The organism is Gordonia sp. IITR100 (assembly GCF_002009645.1).
GTDB lineage: Bacteria > Actinomycetota > Actinomycetes > Mycobacteriales > Mycobacteriaceae > Gordonia > Gordonia hongkongensis.
In genome coordinates this window covers 84,423-102,605 of sequence record NZ_MVKV01000018.1, presented here as the reverse complement: position 1 = coordinate 102,605, position 18,183 = coordinate 84,423, and the positions used below count along the sequence as shown (strand labels likewise).

Here is an 18,183-nt window from a genome sequence, read left to right as displayed (position 1 = left end):
ACACCAGCACCAACCATCAAAAGGCGACACCGACAACCGATCGGCGAAACCCTACCCACCCGTGAAAGATTCAGGCTGAGGAGGCCGGAGCTTGCGGAGGGCGCGGCCACCCCCGCTCCCTGAGGAGGCCGGAGCTTGCGGAGGGCGCGGCCACCCCCGCTCCCTGAGGAGGCCGGAGCTTGCGGAGGCCGTCACGAAGGGTCCTGGTGAGTCGGGTTGCGAAGACCCTTCGTGACGCGCCCTCCGCAAGCTCCGGGCGCTCCTCAGGGAGCAGGGGGCAGGGCGTTCTTCCGGATTAGAGGGAGCGGGGGTGACCGTCGCTCACACCTCAGGGAGCAGGGGACGACGAACTCACCTGTGCGCCAGATGATCCGGGCGTGGCTCGGTCCCGCCGAACGGCGCCTGGAGGGCGTTCGATTTCGCGTTGAAGACGACGAACAGATTGCTGCGCGGGAAGGGCGTGATGTTCCCGCCGGACGCGTGCATGCAGTTCGAGTCGAAATACAGTGCGGACCCGGCGGGGCCGGTGATCGTGTCGATGCCCAGTTCGTCGGCGAGGCTCGCGACATCCTCCTCCTCCGGTGTCCCGAATGGCGGCCGATACGACGTCAGCGATTCCCGGTGGTAGTCATCAGGTGTCTCGCCCACGCAGCTGACGAACCGGCGGTGTGATCCCGGGATGATCATCAGCGGACCGTTGGTGGTGTGGTTCGGCGTCAAGGCCAGCGAGACGCTCAGCGCACGTGGGGCGGGCATGCCGTCCTCGGCGTGCCACGTCTCGAAGTCCGAGTGCCAGTAGAACGGACCGCCCGCGAACCCGGGTTTCAGGTTGATGCGGCTCTGGTGGATCGTGACGTCGTCGTCGAGGATCTGCCGGGCCACCCCGGCAATCGTTTCACGCGAACATATCTCGGCGATGACGTCACTGAGCTGATGCACCGCGAACAGCGATCGCACCTGCCCGCTCGATGATTCGCGGATCACCCGATCGTCGTCGCCGAGCCGCTCGGTGATGGACTCCACCTCGCGTAGGCAGTCGGCGATGTCGGCGTCCGAGAGAATGTTTGTCTCCGTGTGGTATCCGCGATCGGCATAGTGCCGGAGTTCGGGCGCGGACAGCGGGCCCGGGTTTCCCATGCTCCCCCACACGGTGTTGTGTGGGCGCGGTTCGATCTGGCTGCGCTGCGCGAGCCGGGTGCGGTAGACGTCGACGGGTGTGCTCGTCGACTGCGCGCCGGGCGAGACATCGGCGGCTTCTGGAGTTCTGGCTGCTGTGTGAGTTACCACGATCGCAACGATCCTTTCCTTCATCCGGCGGGCCGCTCGCGGAGCAGTTCTGCCCCGGCGGCAGGCAAGGTGATTGTGTTGTGCGCGACCGTCGCACGACGACGCGTCGCGAGGTACGGCGTCCGCGGCGCGGAGTTCTGCACGCCCTTCGGGAAACGGCCGTATATGTGCACCCTGCCAGGGACGACAAACCCCCGCAACCATGCTGGTATGCGCCGCGGAGAAAGTCCTCGACTCAACCGAGCCGGGCGAACTCCAGGATGATGTCGACGGCCCGCGCCGCGCTCTGACACGCGCCCTCCATCGTCGTGGTCCAGTCGGTGCGGGTCCAGTCACCGGCGAGGGCGAGGCCGTCGACCTCGGTGCGCTGGTCTGGGCGGAGGCCGGCGGTCCCGGGTCGTTGCGCGAAGGTCGATTTCGGCATCCGGACCACGTGGCTGTGGACCACCTGCGCGTTCGCCGCCTGCGGGAAGTAGCGGCGCAGCATGTCCATCTGGATCTCGGTGATCTCGGCGTTCGTCTTCGAGATCAGATTGTAGGACGCCGACACCGTCGTCGAGTAGAAGTAGTTGTCGCGTGGTTCGCGCCCGTGCATGCGCTGGCGGTCCCAGACCTGTTCGAGCACTCCCTCACCGCCGTAGAGGATCTCGCCCCAGTCGGTCATCCCGATCGAGCGGTCGAGATAGAGGTTCACACTGACGATGGGCACCGGGGTCAGGTTCTCGACGGCGCGATAGATCCGCTCGTGCCCGGGCACCTGGTCGAGCAGACCCTTCACGCTCCACACCGGTACCGCGCAGATGACGGCATCGGCTGCGATCTTCTCGCCGTCGGCCAGCGTCACCCCGCTCACCGTCCCGTCGGTGACGTCGATCGACGAGACCACCGCCCGGTGTCGGACCTCCACACCGGCGTCGGCGAAGCGCTTCTCGGCGCCGTCGATGAACAACGTGTCGAGATCGACGGTGGGATACCCGATCGAGATCGGCGTACGCGTCTCCCGCGCCCGGCGGGCTCCCGTGACGAGCAGATCGGCCGGGACCTTGGCCGAGGAGATGTCGGGCTTGTCGCCGGTGAGACCGATGACGATGCCGTCCCACAACGCATCCCGGGCCGACTGCGGCAGTCCGATGCGACGGAACCACTCGTCGGCGGTGACCTCGTCGAGCCAGTCGGGTTGCCGAAATGCCTGCCGTATCAACCTGATCTGCGCACGCGCCGTGCGCAACCGGTCGAGGCCGGTCACCCCGGGCAGGTCGCCGAGTGCGGCCCGCAGTCCGGGCAGGCCGGTGAACGCCGATCGGCGCGTCGACCCACCGGGCATCCGGACCGTCATGTGACCCGGGAAGGCCACGTGCTCCCGCGTACCGACGCTGTCCAGATAGCGCATGAGGTGCTCGTACCCGCTGGCGAAGACGTGCTGCCCGTTGTCGGGCACGTCGTCGACGGCGTGCAGCGGCATCGAGATGGTGCGTCCGCCGAGTGAACCTCGACGTTCGAGCAGGGTGACGCGTTGCCCCGCCTCCGACAGCCAGACCGCCGACGCCAGTCCGGCCAGTCCCCCACCCACGACCACACAATGCATGGCGACAGATTAGCGGTCAGGGCTGACCGATACCGACTGTGCGACGAATTGTCCGGGTCCCGGCGCAGACCTCGTCAACCGGTCATCTTGACGTCCTTGGCGGCGCCGAGGACGGAGAGCGCCTGGGGCACCAGCACGAGACCGAGCACCGCCATGGCCAGGGTCCACGAGCCGGTGACGTCATGGATGGCGCCGATGATGATCGGGCCGGCCGCCGCCGCCAGGTAGCCAACGCACTGCGCCATCCCGGACACCTGGCCCGTCTGTTCGGATCCCGAGCTGCGCAGCACCATGAAGAGAAGGGCCAGACTGATCGACGAACCGGGCCCGACCATCGCACAGGCCGCCCAGAGCCCCGGCCAGACATCAGTGCTCAGCAGACCCACGAAGCCGACGGCGCAGACCGCGATCACCGACAGGGTCACCACCCGCTGACCGGCGAAGCGGCCGGCGACGATCGGCGCGACCAGCGACATGATCAAGGCGACCACCTGCGCCGACGCCAGGACCGCACCCGCCCGCAGCGGCGACATGCCGTCGTCGACGAGGTACTGCGGCAGCCAGGCCACGAACGTGTAGAAGATCAGCGACTGCGTTCCCATGAAGACCGTGATCGCCCAGGCGATCGGGTTCGTCAGCAACGACGATGTCGGCGCCGCCGAGGTCACCCGGTGAACCAGGGGCAGCTGCGGAATCCAGACGACCACGGCGACCACCGCGAGCAGCGACCACGCGGCCAGCGCCAGCCGCCAGTCCCCGCCGAGTGCGTCGTTGATCGGCACGCTCACCCCGGACGCGACCGCCGCCCCGCCGGAGAGAGTCATCGAATAGAGGCCGGTCATCAGCCCGGAGCGGTGCGCGAAGTCGCGTTTGATCAGCGCCGGGAGCACGACGTTGCAGGTGCCGATGGCGGCGCCGATGACCGCCGAACCCCCGAACAGGGCGGCCGGCGACGGGATGAGCCGGACGAGGATGCCGACGATCAAGACGAGCAGGGCCCCGAAGATGACCCGTTCGATGCCGAACCGGTTGGCCAGACGGGGAGCCACCGGCGCCGAGATCCCGAAGAACAGCACCGGCAGCGCGGTCAGCAGACCGGCGACGGCGCTGCTGAAGCCGGCGTCGTCGGAGATCACGCCGATGAGCGGTCCGACGGCCACCACGGCCGGTCGCAGGTTCGCGGCGACCAACATCACTCCGACCGCGGTGACGATGACCCCGACGGCGGACTTCTCGCGCGTGGACAGAGCCTGCGCACTCATCCCCACACCTCGGTGGAGTCGACGTAGGCGTACACCGCCGCGCGCGCTGCGTCGGCGTCGCCGCGCTCGATCGCGTCGACGACATCTCGATGACCGCGCGGGTGCGACTGCTCGGCCAGCGGACGTCGCAAGACCGACGGATGAGTACGGGCGATCGCCTCGGCGATTCCGTCGTACATCGCGATGAGCAGCGCGTTGCGGGACGCAACGACGAGCTCGGCGTGGAATGCGATGTCCGCCTCGGTGTATCGATCCAGGTCACCGTCGGCCATCGCGTCCTCGGTGCGCGCCAGCAACAGCCGGAGGCGTTCGACGTCGGCGGCGTCGCCCCGGGCGGCCGCACCGGCCGAGGCCTCGCTCTCGAGTGCACGTCGCACTTCGAGCAGATCCCGGAGCTCCGACGGCGCGGAGGTCCGCGCGATCGCACCGGCGAGTGGGCTCCGGCCGCGCACATACGTGCCGTCGCCCCGCCGGGGCTCGAGCATGCCGGCGTGTTCCAGGGCCCGGGCGGCCTCCCGGATCGTGTTGCGGCCGACGCCGAACTGCGCCACGAGCTCGGGCTCGGCGGGGATCCGTTCGCCCAGGGGCCAGGTGCCGTCCGCGATCAACTCCTGCATGCGCTGCACGACGAGCTCGCTCGTCCGGCGAGGTGGGGTGATCTGTCCGGACACGCAAACAACCTAACATCCCATGTTTCAGTCCCGGTCGGTGCCGCACGGTCTCCCCCGCCCGTAGCCTCAGCCGGTGGCCGCCCGTTCCAGCGCTCCGGTCAGGTCGTTGACGGTGGTCGGCACCAAGCGCTGGTCGTCGAGAAAGAACGTAGGGGTGCCCTGTACGCCCAGGGCCAACCCATCGGCGACATCGGCACGAATCCGCTCCAGCGTGGCGGGACTGTCGTACGCGGCGTCGAAGGCCGTCATGTCCAGCCCGAGATCGATCGCGAAACCACGGAACACGTCGTCGGCGGGAACCCGCTGCTCCCCCCATCGGGCCTGGGTGGTGAACATGCGCTGGTACATCTGCTCGAATCGGCCCTGCTGTGCAGCCGCTTCGACGGCGCGGGCCGCGCGCTCGGCGTTGAGATGCCCGGGCATCGGGAAGTAGCGGACCACGAAGGTGATCCGGTCGCCGTAGGTGCGCCGGAGATCTTCGATGATCGGGTAGACCGCGCCACAGGCCTCACACTCGAAGTCGAGGAACTCGACAAAACGCGCCCGCTCACGTTCCGGCGACGTCAGGCGGTGGCTGTCCGGGCGCACCACGAGATCGGCCGCGACGGCGGTGCCCGCCGGGGCAGGCGCGGGTTCGCGGTCGATGAGTACCGCGACACCGAGGACGACGACGACGGCCGCGAGGGCCGTCCATGCGATCTTGGTCGGTCTGCTCACTCCTGCCCTGCCCACCCGTACACCGTAGGGGTGACAGAGCCGAAAACGGACATCCGCCTGCTCGATCGCTGACGCAGACACCCATTCGGTGCTTAGATGAGCCATGTCGTTCGGGGTGCGCACGAGTTGGCTGCGCGTGGGTGTCATCGGTGTGGTCGTCGGCGTGCTGCTCGGCGTGTTCGCGGGCACGCCCCCCGCCCAGGCCGACCCCGGGCCGGGCTCGCCACTGCCGTCGGCCGACCCGTTCTACCGTTTCGACGCTTCGCTGTCGGGCGTGGCACCCGGAGCGGTGCTCCGCAGCCGCCCCATGCGGTTCCAGACGCCCACGATGTCCACCCCGATCACCGGCTCCCAGGTGCTCTATCGCACCACCGACCAGTTCGGCGAGAGCGTGGTGACGGTCGCGACCGTGCTGCGACCGCTGATCCCGGGCCCGACGCGCCTGGTCTCGTACCACATGGCCTACGACGCGCTCGGGTCTCAGTGCGATCCGTCGTACACGCTCAGCGGGGGTTACACCAACGGCACCGCGACCGCCGAACAAGGCGTCATCGCAGGCTATCTCGCCGCCGGGTACACCGTCGTGGTCCCCGACTACGAGGGCGAGAAGCTGCAGTGGACCATCGGCCGGCAGTCGGGCTATGCCGCACTCGACGGCGTCCGCGCCGCACAGTCGTTCCTGCGGCTGCCGCGGTCGACCCCGGTCGGCCTCGTCGGATATTCCGGCGGGTCCATCCCCACGCAGTTCGGCGCCGAGGTCGCGCCGCGCTACGCGCCCGAACTGAACATCGTCGGCGCCGCCGCGGGCGGATTGCCGGTGGACCTCGCGCACAACCTGCCCTATATCAACGGCAGTGCGAAGTGGGCGGGTGTCATCCCGGCGCTCGTGGTCGCCTACCAGCGGACCTACCGGCTCGACACCTCGACGTTCCTCTCGACCCGCGGCCGACAGGTCGCCCAGGACGTCAGCGACGAGTGCATCTCGGAGTTCGCGTCGAAGTATCCGGGACTCACCAGCGCGGACATGGTCAGGCCGCCGTACACCGGCCTGCTCGACGTCCCGCAGGTGGTGCGGGCGATCAACGACAACATCATGGGACGGTCGGGCACCCCGTCGACGAAGATGCTTCTCGCGGTGGGCCACTACAACGCGATCGGGGACACCCTGATGATCACCGGTGACGTGATCGGCCTCGCGAACGAGTACTGCTCACGCGGCGTGGACATCACCTACCGGCAACTCAACGGCCTGACCCATCAGGAGGCGTTCCTCCCGTTCGAACCGCTGGCACTGCAGTACCTCACCGAGCGGTTCGCGGGTGCCCCGACACAGAGCAACTGCGGCTCGCTGCCGCACGGGAACAGCCTGGCGCCGCTGCCGGTGCCCTGACCCGGCGGCCTACCCCGGCAGCGTCTCGCCGCCGATCGGGGCCAGCACCTCGCCGGTGTAGTACGACGAGAGCTGCTCGGCCGCGAAGAACACGTACGACGGTGCGATCTCGTCGGGCTGGGCCGCCCGTCCCATCGGCGCCTGGGTGCCGAAGTCCTTGACCGCCTCGGCCGGCATCGTCGCCGGGATCAGCGGCGTCCAGACCGGGCCCGGCGCGACGCAGTTCACGCGGATCTTCCGTTCCATCAGCGCCTGCGCCAGCGAGTAGGTCAGGGCCAGCACCGCGCCCTTGGTCGCCGAATAGTCGATGAGGCTGTCGTTGCCACGCAGACCGTTGATCGACGACGTGTTGACGATGGCGCCGCCGCCGGTCAGATGCGGCACCGCCGCTCGCGTGGTGTGGAAGAAGCTGTCGATGTTGACGTCGAAGGTGCGTCGCCACTGCTCCGGCGTCAGCTCCAGGAAGTCGTCCACGATCTCCTGATAGGCGACGTTGTTCACCAGGATGTCCAATGCGCCGAGCTCGTCGACGGTCCGCTTCACGATGTCGGCGCAGTGCGCCGGGTCGGCGAGGTCGCCGCGGTACGCGCGGGCCTGCCGTCCTTCGGCCTCGATGAGCTCGACCGTGTGGCGGGCGTCATTGTCCTCCTCCAGGTAGGCGATGGCGACATCGGCGCCCTCCTTGGCGAAGGCGACCGCGACCGCGCGACCGATACCCGAGTCGCCGCCCGTGATGAGGGCGGTCTTGCCGACCAGCAGATCGCGGCCGCGATAGTCGCGCATCTCGTCCCGGGGGCGTTCGCCCATCTCGTCGGTCTCACCGGGGTAGGAGATCGTCTTCGGTTCGTGCTCGGGGTTCTGGTCGCTCATGATCGAGATGGTGCCCGCTGAGAAGCGTGCGGAAACATCGGCGCAGACTGAGGAGCGGACGTCGTCAGGGGTTCGGGTCGGGGATCTCCTGGTCGAGTTTCTCGTCGAGGGACTCGCCTTCCCGCTGTTCCCGGGCGGTCGTGCCGGTCCGATCACTGGCCGACCAGTCCTCGGGCGGGTCCATCCCCTCCTCGAGCGGGTCCTGACCGAGCCGGTCCTCGTCGAGATCCTCGAAATCGGCTGTCGACGTCAGATCGGGGTTGATGCCCTCGGATGCCGCTGTCGCACTGTCGCCCACGTTGTCGGTACTCATTCTCGTCCTCCTGGCCGTAGCCGAGATCGGTGTCGGTCGGGCCGGGTCTCGCCGTCGGCCCTGCGAGTACGGCGGATACCCGCGAGACACGGCACCGAAACGATCTCCGCGAGTCCTGCCCCGGGACACGCACCGGGTCGATTCCCGCCAAATGCGTCAGCCAGGTAAGCTCATCTTTCGCCCGAGACCGCTGGCATTCCTGTTGATTTGTGGTTTGTAGGGGTGAGGGTGACAGACGCCAACGATCACACCGCCGGCGAGTCCCGTATCAGTCACGTCGGCAGCTTCCGGTTCTTGTTCGACACCCAGGAATGGGAGTGGTCCGACGAGGTCGCCGAGATGCATGGTTATCGGCCCGGTGAGGTCACTCCGACGACCGAGCTGATCGCGGGGCACAAGCACCCGGACGACCGGCAGTCGTTCGAAGAGCTGCTCGCGACGATGCTCGACCGCCGGATCCCGTTCTCGAGCCGTCATCGCATCGTCGACACCAAAGGTGAGGTCCGCCACGTCGCGGTGGTGTCGCAGCAACTCACCGACGAATCCGGCGCCGTGATCGGCGCCGAGGGGTTCTATCTCGATCTGACGGCAATCGAGGAGAAGGCCGTCAAGGACCGCGTCGACGAGCACGTCGCGCGATTCCGCGAGCACCAGGGCGTCATCGAGCAGGCCAAGGGCATGATCTCGCTGGCCTACGGCGTGAGCGCCGATCGCGCGTTCGAGGTCATGCGCTGGCGTTCGCAGACGGCCAACGTCAAGGTGAACGAGCTCGCGCGGTCGATCGTCACCGGCGTCCACCGATACGTGGTGCTACCGGACCCGGTCCGGCAGTCGTTCGACCATCTGCTGCTCAACGCACACCGCTTCGACGACGAGAACGCCTCGTCCTCGAAGTAGCACCGACGCACCACCGTTCATCGCGTCGACGGGCGGTTTCACCGCCGACATTCCGGGGTATCCGGACCGGCACGAGACAGGTGCCGGAAACCGGCAGTCATCTGCGGCTCGCCGAGGCCGCGATCGTGCAGGCCCGGTTGAGAACACAGCCGTTGCGACCCTAGTGAACGGATGTGGCAGTGAGCAGTGCGCAGCCAGGCGGAACAGCAACCCTCGAGACAACGGGGTCGAACACGACACGAGGTCTGTCGACGATGTCGGCGGGCCTCGGTTCGCGGAGGGGCGGTGCGACCCGCGTGCGCGTCGCGTCGGTGCCGCACTCCCATGTGTACGTCCGCCACCTGTCGCCGCTGAACGGGACGGTCAGCGGGCTCGACTCCGGCCCGGTCTCGGTCGTCCGCCTGCCCGACCCGGTTCCGGCCGACGGCGCCAAGGTGCCGGGCGGCTGGTGGCCCCCGCTGATGCTCGACCCCGCGTGGATCGCCCGCAACCACAACGAGTTCGACGTCTTCCACCTCCACTTCGGGTTCGACGCCGTCGAGCCGGCCGAGATGTCGAAGGTGATCGACGAGCTGCGCACCCACGGCAAACCACTCGTGTACACGCTGCATGATCTGCGCAATCCGCATCACCCCGAACCGGGACGCCACGAGGAGGTCCTGGACATCCTCGTACCGGCGGCGGATGAGGTCATCACCCTGACCCCCGGCGTCTCCCGGGAGATCGCGCGTCGCTGGCAGCGCGAGGCGACCGTGCTGCCTCACCCGCATGTCGTGCCGCCCGGCCGATTCGGTCCGCGCACGCCGCACGCCGACGACTTCGTGGTGGGGGTGCACGCCAAGAGCATTCGCGCCAACATGGATCCGCTGCCGGTGATCATGACCCTGCTCGAGGCGGCCGCGGACTACCCGGACATGACGGTCCAGATCAACCTCCACGACGAGGTGTTCGTCCCCGGGAAGCACGCGTACAACCCGGACTTCGGCACCACTGCGCTGGCACTCTCCCGGCACCCCTATGCCCGCGTGCTCGTGCATGAGTACTTCACCGATGATCAGTTGTGGGACTACCTGCGGAGCGTGTCCGTGTCGGTACTGCCGTACCGATTCGGCACCCATTCCGGCTGGCTCGAGGCCTGCCACGATCTCGGCACCACCGTGATCGCGCCGAGCTGCGGCTTCTACCGCGAGCAGCAGGACTGCCTGTCCTTCGGGTTCACCGAGGACACCTTCGATCCGGACTCACTCGTTTCTGCCCTGGCACAGGCCTATTCGGCTCGTCCCGCGGCGGCCTCATGGCCCGACCGGCGCGCGCAACGCGAGTCCCTCGCAGACCAGCACGCCGCCCTCTACACCAGGGCTCTGGATGCCTGACACGTTGCGGATCGCCATCGTCGCGTCGAGCCGCTACCCGATCGCCCAGCCGTTCGCGGGCGGACTCGAGGCCCACGTCTGGCATCTCACTCGCGCCCTCACCCTCGCCGGTCACGAGGTCACGCTGTTCGCGGGCGCGGGCAGCGATCTACCGGTCGACTCGGATCGCCTGCGCGGCGAATTGTTCGAGCCCTCCGCGGCCGCACGCTCGGATGTGTCGATGCCCCAACTCGAAGCACTGCAGGATCATCACGCGTACCTGTCGCTCATGCTGTCGTTCACGAACAACCCCGGCGACTACGACGTGATCCACAACCACAGCCTGCACTACCTCCCGGTCGCCATGGGTCCGGCCGTCGAGACCCCGATGGTCACCACGCTGCACACCCCGCCGACGCCGTGGCTCGAGTCGGCCCTGACCCTTGCGCCCGGTACGCGTTGTGTCGCCGTCAGTCGGCACACGGCACAGTCCTGGTCGCATGCGCTCGGCGAGGTCCCGGTGGTGCACAACGGGGTTCAGTTGGACCGCTGGCCCGCCGGCCCCGGCGGGGACGACCTGGTGTGGTTCGGCCGGTTCGTACCGGAGAAGGGCGCCCACCTCGCGATCGAGGCCGCCCAGCGCGCGGGCCGTCGACTCCGGTTGGCCGGACCCATCAGCGACACAAGGTATTTCGAGCAGCAGATCGCCCCGTCGCTGGGCGGCCTCGTCCACTACGAGGGACACCTCCACCAGCACGACCTGGCGCGATTGGTCGGCTCCTGCGGCGCGACCCTGGTGACCCCGGTGTGGGACGAGCCCTACGGCCTCGTGGTGGCCGAATCCCTCGCCTGCGGCACCCCGGTGGCGTGTTTCGCCCGTGGCGGTATCCCCGAGATCGTCGGCGAGTACGCCGGCGTCCTCGTGCCGCCGGGCGACATCGACGCGCTGGCCCTCGCGGTGGACGATGCGCTCACCCTCGACCGGGGCCTCGTGCGTCGGCGCGCGGAGGACCACTGCTCGGACATCGCGATGATCGATCGGTACCTCGACATCTACGCCGATCTGGTCGCCGGGCGGCCGTTGGCCGACTCCTCGCTCCCCCGGGAGGTCGGGGTGTGATCGGTTACTACGTCCACCATCAGGGCCGCGGACACTGTTCCCGGGCCACCGCCGTCGCCGGCCACCTCGGCACCGACGTCGTCGCGCTGACCAGCGCGTCGCTGACCGCCCCGGTGTTCAGCGAGGTGATCACGCTCGAGCGCGACGACTCCGACCCGCAGCCGCGGGACATCGACGCCGGCGGCCTGCTGCACTGGGCCCCACGGCACGATGGCGGACTACGCACACGCATGGCGCAGCTGGCCGAGTTCGTCGAGACGCGCCGACCGGCCGCCGTCGTCGTCGACGTATCGGTGGAGGTCACCCTCTTCCTCCGGCTGATGGGCGTGCCGGTGATCGTGACGGCGCAGCCCGGCGTTCGCGACGATCTGCCGCATCAGCTCGCCTACCGGGCGGCCGATGCGATCATCGCGCCCTGGCCCGCCGAGCTGTATCAACCGGACTGGCTCCGGGAGCATCTGCCGAAAACGGTCTTCACCGGCGGTATCTCGCGGTTCGACGGACGACTCCCCGTGTCCCACCCCACCTTCGCCGCCGACATCCTCGTCGTCACCGGCGCGGGCGGGGTACCGGGTGCCCCGCATCCGGCGACCACACTCGGCGAGGAGTTCCCGGAGCACACCGTCGTCGGGCTCGGACCCGCCTTCGGAACGTGGGTCGACGACCCGTGGCCCTTCCTGTGCAGCGCGCGGGTGACCGTCATCGGCGCGGGTCAGGGAAGCGTGGCCGACGCCGCCGCGGCCGGGCGCCCGGCGGTGGTCATCCCCGAGGACCGACCCTTCGCCGAACAACGGGCAACCGGCAACACCCTCGCACGCTCCGAACTCGCTCTCGTCACGTCGTCATGGCCGTCCACCGAACGCTGGCGCTCGATCCTCGACACCGCCGGGAGTTCGTCGCCGGAGTGGTCGCGGTGGCACACCGCCGGCGCCGCCGAACGTGCGGCGCGGGCGATCGAGGCGGTCGCGCACCGATGACCGGCGTCCCCGAGGTGGTCGCCGTCATCACGATCGTGTCGGGGCGGCACCGCCACCTTCGACGACAACTCGAGGCGTTCGCCCATTCAACCCGGCGGCCCGACCTGCATTTCGTGGTGGCCATGGACGACCCCGACATCACATCCGTCACCGACGGTCACCCGGTGGAGGTCATCCGGTTCGCCAACGACGACCCGGACACGCTGCAACTCGCCGATGCCCGGAACGCCGGCGCCACGGCCGCCATGACCGCGGGGGCCTCGCTCTTGGTGTTCCTCGACGTCGACTGCATCCCCGGCCCGGACATGCTCGAGCGCTACCTCCGCTCCTGCACGGCCACACCGGACCTCAAAGTCCTCTACTGCGGCCCGGTCACCTACCTCCCCTGCGGCCAGCCGACCTTCGATGCGCGCGAGCTCGCCCGGTTCACCGATCCACACCCTGCGCGTCCGTCACCGGGAACCGGGCAGACACAACTCTCATCGGCGCTGATGCTCTTCTGGTCGCTGTCGTTCGCCGTCCGGGCCACCGACTGGCTCGCCCTCGGCGGCTTCCACCCCGGCTACCGCGGTTACGGCGGCGAGGACACGGACTTCGCGATGTCCGCGCGCGACAACGGGTTTCGCATCGCCTGGGTCGGCGGCGCGCACGCCTACCACCAGCACCATCCGGTCTCGAACCCGCCGGTCGAACACCTCGCGGACATCCTCCGCAACGCACGAGTGTTCCACCGGCGATGGGGCACCTGGCCCATGGAGGGGTGGCTGCGCGCGTTCGCCGACCGCGGCCTGGTCGCCTACGACACCGCAGGCGACGAGTGGCTCCGGGTCAGCGACGGAACTTCGAGAACCCGATGACGACGCCGCGGGAGGCGGCACCCGGGCGCGGTTCGTCGTAGGAGATCGTGTGGGTGTCGGTGACGGTCTGCACGATTCGCCATCCAAAGGTCGACTGCTTCAGGGTCACGTCCGGTACGAGTTCGCCCCGGATCTCGCCGATCACGCCCTGCGACGACATGTGCAGGGTGAGTTCGATCGACGAGTCGTCCGCGGCGGCGGAGATGATCTGCGAGCAGATCTCGTCCACGGCGACCTTGGCGTCGATGACGTCGTCGAGCGCCCAGTCGTCGATGTACAGCGCGGTCTCGACCAGAGCGCGCACCAGCGCGAGACGATCGGTGGCGGCCGGAACCCGCAGGACCGTCGGCGTACCGCCGTCGATCGATAGCTGGGACGTCGCGTCGGAATCGGTCATCAAATGAGTTTCTTCGCCCGTTGATTGGTGGTGCCGATCTCGGCTGGTCTGGTCATGAGTGCCCCGTGATTCCGTGTTCCAAACCGCGGCCGGAGGACCTTGCCGCGCTGAACGTACCCCCCGAGCACGTGTCGACACGTTAGCAGAGCGTTTACCCAGATCATGACTCGATGAGATTCACGTCTCCATCCGTCCCATGACCGACGCGGGCGCGGTGGGGCGACGTTTCATCGCCGGCCGCTCGCGGTAAACCCTCCGCACCGAGGCCGGTGTCGAGCACGCCGGCCACCGAGCCCGACCAGACAGCGCAGGGAGTGCACCATGCCAGATCTGACACCTGAACGAGAAGTCGCGTCGCGTGAGGCCATCGCGCGGCGCCCGGCACGAAAGTCGCGAGGACTGAAGGCCGTCGGCCTACTCGGCTTCGTCTGCCTCGGACTGATGCTGGTGCTCGCCGGCATCGCCATCGCCGCCGGTGCGAGCGACCGCGATGCGACGGTGTGGCTGGCGGTCGGCGCCGTCGTCATGGGTCTGCTCGCGATCGGACTGCTGATCGGCAGCCGCGTCCTGCTGCGACGTCGCGCAGCCCGGGACGGCGATCGGGCCCATCAGGACCCGATCCAGCCCGAGACCACCGCCGAGGAAGCCGAACGCTATGAGGAGCGGTTCCACGACTTCCCGGTGGAACACGCCGGAAAGAGTGAACGAGGACGAGACGACCGCCTCGAGGAGATTCGCGAAGAGCGTCGAGCCGACAACGGAAAGGCCTAGAGAATGCGTGCAGTGACCTGGCAGGGCAAGCGAAACGTCTCGGTCGAGACGGTGCCCGACCCGAAGATCATCGAACCGACCGACGCCATCATCAAGGTCACCTCGACCAACATCTGCGGGTCGGACCTCCACCTCTACGAGGTTCTCGGTCCGTTCATGCAGGCGGGCGACATCCTCGGGCACGAGCCGATGGGGATTGTCGAGGAGGTGGGCAGCGACACCGGCGACCTGCGGGTCGGCGACCGTGTGGTCATCCCCTTCCAGATCTCCTGCGGCTCTTGCCTTTTCTGCAACGAGGGCCTCATGACGCAGTGTGAGACGACCCGCGTCACCGAGCAAGGGATGGGCGCCGCGCTGTTCGGCTATTCCCAGCTCTACGGCTCCGTGCCCGGTGGGCAGGCCGAGTACCTCCGGGTGCCGCAGGCCCAGTTCACCCACATCAAGGTGCCGCTGGAGAAGCCCGACTCGCGGTTCGTCTATCTCTCGGACGTGTTGCCGACGGCCTGGCAGGCCGTCGCCTACGCCGAGATCCCCCAGGGCGGAACCGTCACGGTGCTGGGCCTCGGCCCCATCGGCGACATGGCTGCCCGCATCGCCGCGCACCAGGGAGCGCGGGTCATCGGTGTCGACCGCGTGCCCGAGCGACTCGCCCGGGCGGAGGCCCGCGGCATCGAGACCGTGAACTTCGACGCGGTCGACGACGTCGGCGACGCCATCCGCGACCTGACCGGGGGACTGGGTACCGATTCGGTCATCGACGCTGTCGGGATGGAGGCCCACGGGTCGCCGGTCAACAAGGCGCTGCAGAGCGTCGTCGGCCTGCTGCCGGACGCCGTCGCCCGCAAGGCGATGTCGGAGGTGGGTACCGATCGGCTGGGTGCGCTCTACTCAGCGATCGACATCGTCAAGCGCGGCGGCACGATCTCGCTCTCCGGGGTGTACGGCGGCGCGGCCGACCCGCTGCCGATGCTGACCATGTTCGACAAGCAGATCCGGCTGCACATGGGTCAGGCGAACGTGAAGCGCTGGGTCGACGACATCATGCCGCTGCTGACCGACGACGACCCGTTGGGCGTCGACACCTTCGCCACCCACGAACTACCGCTCAGCGAGGCCCCGCAGGCCTACGAGACCTTCCAGAAGAAGGACGACGGAATGGTCAAGGTGATCCTCAAGCCGTGAACCCGCGTGGCGTGCCGCGGCCCTTCGTCGCGGCACGCTCGCTGTCGGCCTGCGATCCACCGCCGCCGTTCTCGTTCCCGGTGTCGTCCTCGTCGACCACGACCTCGGACCGCAGGGTTTCGAGAATCCGCGTCAGCAAGCGCGACACATGCATCTGGGAGATCCCCACCTGACGCGCGATCTCGCTCTGCGACATGGACTTGAAGAACCGCAACGTGAGGATGGTGCGCTCACGTTCGGTCAGCCGCTCGAGGGCCGGCTGCAACGTGACGAATTCTTCGACCAGTTCTAGTCGCGCGTCCTCGTCGCCGAGGGTGTCGGCCAGCGTCCAGCCGTCGGTCGACGAACCGGCTTCGGCATCGATCGAGCTCGCCGTGTAGGCCGACCGGGCGACCATGCCCTCGATCACCTCGCTGACGGGCAGCCCGAGGTGCTGGGCGATCTCACTCGGGCGCGGCGACCGTCCGAGGGACTGCAGCAACTCCTCACTGGCCTTGGCGATGTTGAGCGACGCCTCCTGGGCCCGGCGTGGCACGCGGATGGACCAGGTGCTGTCCCGGAAGTAGCGCTTGACCTCGCCCATGACGGTCGGGACCGCGAAGGCCAGGAAATTGTTGCCTCGTTCGACGTCGAAACGGTCTACGGCATGCATGAGACCGATCCGCGCCACTTGACGCAGGTCGTCGATGGGCTCACCGCGCTCCGAGAAGCGCCTGGCGACATGGTCTGCCAGGGGCAGGCACCTCGCGATGACGTCCTCCCGCAGCCGGGCACGACGATCGTCGTCCTTCTCCTCGTGCATGGTCCGAAGAGCCGGAAGGACATCACTGTAATCGTCGTGATCGCCCCGGTCACCCGACGCCATTCTCACCACCAGACTTCGAAGACAGCTCGAGATCGATGCGCAGACCTCGTGCCGCATCCAGAACAGGACTGATGTGCGCACCGGGTTCGACGCATATCCGAGTCCAGCCAACCACGGTCGCCCGGCGGCGTCCAGCCACGGCGGCCCTCGGCTGGTCAGGGCGTCGCGTGGCAGGAACAGACCGCATAGAAACTGCCGAAGTGGGTACAACCTTGTAGGTGATGCCTTGGCAACGTAGGGTAAGAGATGCGGTTCAGGTAGAAGCTGCGTTCTAAGCGTTGGGCGCCCAGGGCCTTCTCGCTTTCCACCATCACGTCCAATCCCCCTTACCGGGTGATCGTGAACTTGGGGTACTGGCGCCTATTCGGCGCAGCACCAAGGCTTCCGATCCAGAAGTGACGGTCGTGGCCAGACGCACTCGACTGAATTGAGAACATCATGGCTCTCACCTCTTCGACCACCTTCCGTTCGGCGTTCGATCCCACCGCGGAGTCCGCGCCGACACCTCATCCGCATCAGCTTATTTCTCCGAAATCGTATTGCGTGCAAGGATTCTCGGGTAGCGTGGACCGCGACTCGGCGGCCGACTTCGCCGCCGCCCTCGACCGCGTGATCGGCGGCCCCGTCGACGGCATCGTCCTCGACTTCTCGGGCCTGAACTTCTTCGGGACCGTCGGGTTGGTGCTCCTGCGTTCGTTCATCGACGACGCCGGTCGCCGATTCGTCCCAGTGGTGGTCGTGGGTGGCCGCGCGGTGACCCGCCCCCTCGAACTCTGCGGAATGGCGCCGTATGTCAAGACTTTCGAGTCCATCGAGGACGCGGGACGCGCTCTGACCCAGGATCAGGTCGGGCCCAGAACGATGGAGTTCACCGTCACCGAGTGACCAACCTTGCCCCGTGAGATGCAGGGAGCGGGTCTCCTGCCCCCTGAGGTGCGAGGAGCGCAAGCGACGAGCCTCGAAGGGTCGCGTCAGGTCACCGTGTGACGGTGATCTGACGCGCGATGTCGACCAGCTTGGTGTTCGAGTCCTGCGACAGGCGCTTCAGCAGGTCGAAGGCGGCCACCGCGTCGATGTCGAACCGTTCCATCAGCATGCCCTTGGCCTGACCGATGACGTCCCGGTTGGCCAGGGCGCTGTGGAACTGCTTGTCCTTCTTCACCTTGTTCCACGCGAGGGCGGCATGCGTCGCGAAGACCACCCCGATGTCCTCGGCGTGAAGGTCGAAGGCGAACGGCTCGTCGGCGTAGAGGTTCAACGCCCCGATCGACGTGGTGTCGGCGAAGAGCTGGAACGACAGGACGGAACGAATCGGCGTCTCGACGAGCGCGCGGCGGCGGTATTCGGGCCAGCGCTGCTCGTTCTCGAGGTCGTCGACTCGGACGATGCGATCGGCGAGCGCTGCCGAGATGCACGGTCCCTCACCGAGTTCCGCTTGAATACGGTCGTGTACGTCGGCAACGTCGTGCGTGGACCCGAACGACGCGATCGATTTTCGGTCGATTGCGACGGTGAGGCCGGCGTACGCGACTCCGGGGATGTCGACCAGCGCGTTCTCGACGATCGTCTTCGCAACCTGCTCGTCGGAGTCGTCGCCGTGTAATTCACGCGCCAGATCCGCGATCTTGCGGTGAACGTCATCGTCAGCCGGATCGGTCATGGTCGAACCC

General features: G+C 67.9%; 19 protein-coding genes. 9 read left to right on the top strand and 10 right to left on the bottom strand.

Annotation, left to right across the window (positions count from 1 at the left end; all coding sequences use genetic code 11):
• Window positions 1–351 precede the first annotated feature (351 nt).
• The 5 genes from thpD to B1818_RS20100 form a co-directional block, all read right to left on the bottom strand.
• Window positions 352–1,287, bottom strand: a complete 936-nt coding sequence (thpD, locus tag B1818_RS20120) for an ectoine hydroxylase (RefSeq protein ID WP_065632509.1) — start codon at window positions 1,285–1,287, stop codon at window positions 352–354.
• Window positions 1,288–1,522: 235 nt separating this feature from the next.
• Window positions 1,523–2,872, bottom strand: a complete 1,350-nt coding sequence (gene hpnE / locus B1818_RS20115; RefSeq protein WP_078113788.1) for a hydroxysqualene dehydroxylase HpnE — start codon at window positions 2,870–2,872, stop codon at window positions 1,523–1,525.
• A gap of 74 nt (window positions 2,873–2,946) precedes the next feature.
• Window positions 2,947–4,134 (bottom strand): MFS transporter, encoded by a 1,188-nt coding sequence (locus B1818_RS20110; RefSeq protein WP_078113787.1) that lies wholly within the window; start codon window positions 4,132–4,134, stop codon window positions 2,947–2,949.
• Window positions 4,131–4,805, bottom strand: coding sequence for a FadR/GntR family transcriptional regulator (locus B1818_RS20105; RefSeq protein ID WP_078113786.1), 675 nt, complete (start codon window positions 4,803–4,805; stop codon window positions 4,131–4,133). The genes B1818_RS20110 and B1818_RS20105 overlap by 4 nt, the downstream gene beginning before the upstream one ends.
• Window positions 4,806–4,871: 66 nt before the next feature.
• The gene (locus B1818_RS20100) at window positions 4,872–5,522 is read right to left on the bottom strand and encodes a thioredoxin domain-containing protein (protein ID WP_078113785.1); all 651 of its coding nucleotides are present in this window, start codon (window positions 5,520–5,522) and stop codon (window positions 4,872–4,874) included.
• 103 nt (window positions 5,523–5,625) lie between these two features.
• Between B1818_RS20100 and B1818_RS20095 the strand changes: the two genes are divergently transcribed.
• Entirely contained in the window at window positions 5,626–6,912 is a 1,287-nt protein-coding gene (locus B1818_RS20095) for a lipase family protein (RefSeq protein ID WP_078113784.1), read from the top strand.
• Between the two features lie 9 nt (window positions 6,913–6,921).
• Here the strand turns inward: B1818_RS20095 and B1818_RS20090 are convergent, their stop codons facing one another.
• Window positions 6,922–7,782, bottom strand: a complete 861-nt coding sequence (locus B1818_RS20090) for a glucose 1-dehydrogenase (protein WP_078113783.1) — start codon at window positions 7,780–7,782, stop codon at window positions 6,922–6,924.
• Window positions 7,783–7,846: 64 nt separating this feature from the next.
• A complete protein-coding gene (locus tag B1818_RS20085; RefSeq protein WP_078113782.1) occupies window positions 7,847–8,095 on the bottom strand; it encodes a hypothetical protein in 249 nt (82 codons plus the stop codon).
• Window positions 8,096–8,323: 228 nt separating this feature from the next.
• On the opposite strand from B1818_RS20085, the gene B1818_RS20080 reads away from it, so the two are divergent.
• From B1818_RS20080 to B1818_RS20060, 5 genes are all read left to right on the top strand, one after another.
• Entirely contained in the window at window positions 8,324–8,992 is a 669-nt protein-coding gene (locus B1818_RS20080; RefSeq protein ID WP_078113781.1) for a PAS and ANTAR domain-containing protein, read from the top strand.
• A gap of 254 nt (window positions 8,993–9,246) precedes the next feature.
• The gene (locus B1818_RS20075) at window positions 9,247–10,365 is read left to right on the top strand and encodes a glycosyltransferase (RefSeq protein WP_078113780.1); all 1,119 of its coding nucleotides are present in this window, start codon (window positions 9,247–9,249) and stop codon (window positions 10,363–10,365) included.
• A complete protein-coding gene (locus tag B1818_RS20070) occupies window positions 10,358–11,464 on the top strand; it encodes a glycosyltransferase family 4 protein (protein WP_078113779.1) in 1,107 nt (368 codons plus the stop codon). The genes B1818_RS20075 and B1818_RS20070 overlap by 8 nt, the downstream gene beginning before the upstream one ends.
• A complete protein-coding gene (locus tag B1818_RS20065) occupies window positions 11,461–12,441 on the top strand; it encodes a hypothetical protein (protein ID WP_078113778.1) in 981 nt (326 codons plus the stop codon). Before B1818_RS20070 ends, B1818_RS20065 begins: the two co-directional genes overlap by 4 nt.
• Window positions 12,438–13,298: a glycosyltransferase family 2 protein gene (locus B1818_RS20060; protein WP_078113793.1), complete on the top strand. Its 861-nt coding sequence runs from the start codon at window positions 12,438–12,440 to the stop codon at window positions 13,296–13,298. Before B1818_RS20065 ends, B1818_RS20060 begins: the two co-directional genes overlap by 4 nt.
• Here the strand turns inward: B1818_RS20060 and B1818_RS20055 are convergent.
• Window positions 13,270–13,695: an anti-sigma factor gene (locus B1818_RS20055; protein WP_065632598.1), complete on the bottom strand. Its 426-nt coding sequence runs from the start codon at window positions 13,693–13,695 to the stop codon at window positions 13,270–13,272. The two genes, B1818_RS20060 and B1818_RS20055, sit on opposite strands and share 29 nt — an antisense overlap.
• Before the next feature lie 321 nt (window positions 13,696–14,016).
• Here B1818_RS20055 and B1818_RS20050 point away from each other — a divergent pair, with 321 nt between their 5' ends.
• Entirely contained in the window at window positions 14,017–14,466 is a 450-nt protein-coding gene (locus B1818_RS20050) for a hypothetical protein (RefSeq protein ID WP_078113777.1), read from the top strand.
• A gap of 3 nt (window positions 14,467–14,469) precedes the next feature.
• Window positions 14,470–15,648 (top strand): zinc-dependent alcohol dehydrogenase, encoded by a 1,179-nt coding sequence (locus B1818_RS20045; protein WP_078113776.1) that lies wholly within the window; start codon window positions 14,470–14,472, stop codon window positions 15,646–15,648.
• Here the strand turns inward: B1818_RS20045 and B1818_RS20040 are convergent.
• The gene (locus tag B1818_RS20040) at window positions 15,638–16,513 is read right to left on the bottom strand and encodes an RNA polymerase sigma factor SigF (protein ID WP_078113775.1); all 876 of its coding nucleotides are present in this window, start codon (window positions 16,511–16,513) and stop codon (window positions 15,638–15,640) included. The genes B1818_RS20045 and B1818_RS20040 overlap by 11 nt on opposite strands.
• Before the next feature lie 438 nt (window positions 16,514–16,951).
• Here B1818_RS20040 and B1818_RS20035 point away from each other — a divergent pair, with 438 nt between their 5' ends.
• Window positions 16,952–17,398, top strand: a complete 447-nt coding sequence (locus B1818_RS20035; RefSeq protein WP_078113774.1) for an STAS domain-containing protein — start codon at window positions 16,952–16,954, stop codon at window positions 17,396–17,398.
• Between the two features lie 91 nt (window positions 17,399–17,489).
• Here B1818_RS20035 and B1818_RS20030 read toward each other — a convergent pair whose 3' ends face one another.
• Window positions 17,490–18,173, bottom strand: coding sequence for a GAF and ANTAR domain-containing protein (locus B1818_RS20030; RefSeq protein WP_078113773.1), 684 nt, complete (start codon window positions 18,171–18,173; stop codon window positions 17,490–17,492).
• Between the last annotated feature and the right edge of the window lie 10 nt (window positions 18,174–18,183).

What these genes read in the sequence shown, in the direction of transcription:
- hpnE (WP_078113788.1), bottom strand. Translation starts at nt 2,872, where the DNA reads ATGCATTGTGTGGTCGTGGGTGGGGGACTGGCCGGACTGGCGTCGGCG.
- B1818_RS20110 (WP_078113787.1), bottom strand. Translation starts at nt 4,134, where the DNA reads ATGAGTGCGCAGGCTCTGTCCACGCGCGAGAAGTCCGCCGTCGGGGTC.
- B1818_RS20095 (WP_078113784.1), top strand. Translation starts at nt 5,626, where the DNA reads ATGTCGTTCGGGGTGCGCACGAGTTGGCTGCGCGTGGGTGTCATCGGT.
- B1818_RS20090 (WP_078113783.1), bottom strand. Translation starts at nt 7,782, where the DNA reads ATGAGCGACCAGAACCCCGAGCACGAACCGAAGACGATCTCCTACCCC.
- B1818_RS20085 (WP_078113782.1), bottom strand. Translation starts at nt 8,095, where the DNA reads ATGAGTACCGACAACGTGGGCGACAGTGCGACAGCGGCATCCGAGGGC.
- B1818_RS20075 (WP_078113780.1), top strand. Translation starts at nt 9,247, where the DNA reads ATGTCGGCGGGCCTCGGTTCGCGGAGGGGCGGTGCGACCCGCGTGCGC.
- B1818_RS20070 (WP_078113779.1), top strand. Translation starts at nt 10,358, where the DNA reads ATGCCTGACACGTTGCGGATCGCCATCGTCGCGTCGAGCCGCTACCCG.
- B1818_RS20060 (WP_078113793.1), top strand. Translation starts at nt 12,438, where the DNA reads ATGACCGGCGTCCCCGAGGTGGTCGCCGTCATCACGATCGTGTCGGGG.
- B1818_RS20055 (WP_065632598.1), bottom strand. Translation starts at nt 13,695, where the DNA reads ATGACCGATTCCGACGCGACGTCCCAGCTATCGATCGACGGCGGTACG.
- B1818_RS20050 (WP_078113777.1), top strand. Translation starts at nt 14,017, where the DNA reads ATGCCAGATCTGACACCTGAACGAGAAGTCGCGTCGCGTGAGGCCATC.
- B1818_RS20045 (WP_078113776.1), top strand. Translation starts at nt 14,470, where the DNA reads ATGCGTGCAGTGACCTGGCAGGGCAAGCGAAACGTCTCGGTCGAGACG.
- B1818_RS20040 (WP_078113775.1), bottom strand. Translation starts at nt 16,513, where the DNA reads ATGGCGTCGGGTGACCGGGGCGATCACGACGATTACAGTGATGTCCTT.
- B1818_RS20035 (WP_078113774.1), top strand. Translation starts at nt 16,952, where the DNA reads ATGGCTCTCACCTCTTCGACCACCTTCCGTTCGGCGTTCGATCCCACC.
- B1818_RS20030 (WP_078113773.1), bottom strand. Translation starts at nt 18,173, where the DNA reads ATGACCGATCCGGCTGACGATGACGTTCACCGCAAGATCGCGGATCTG.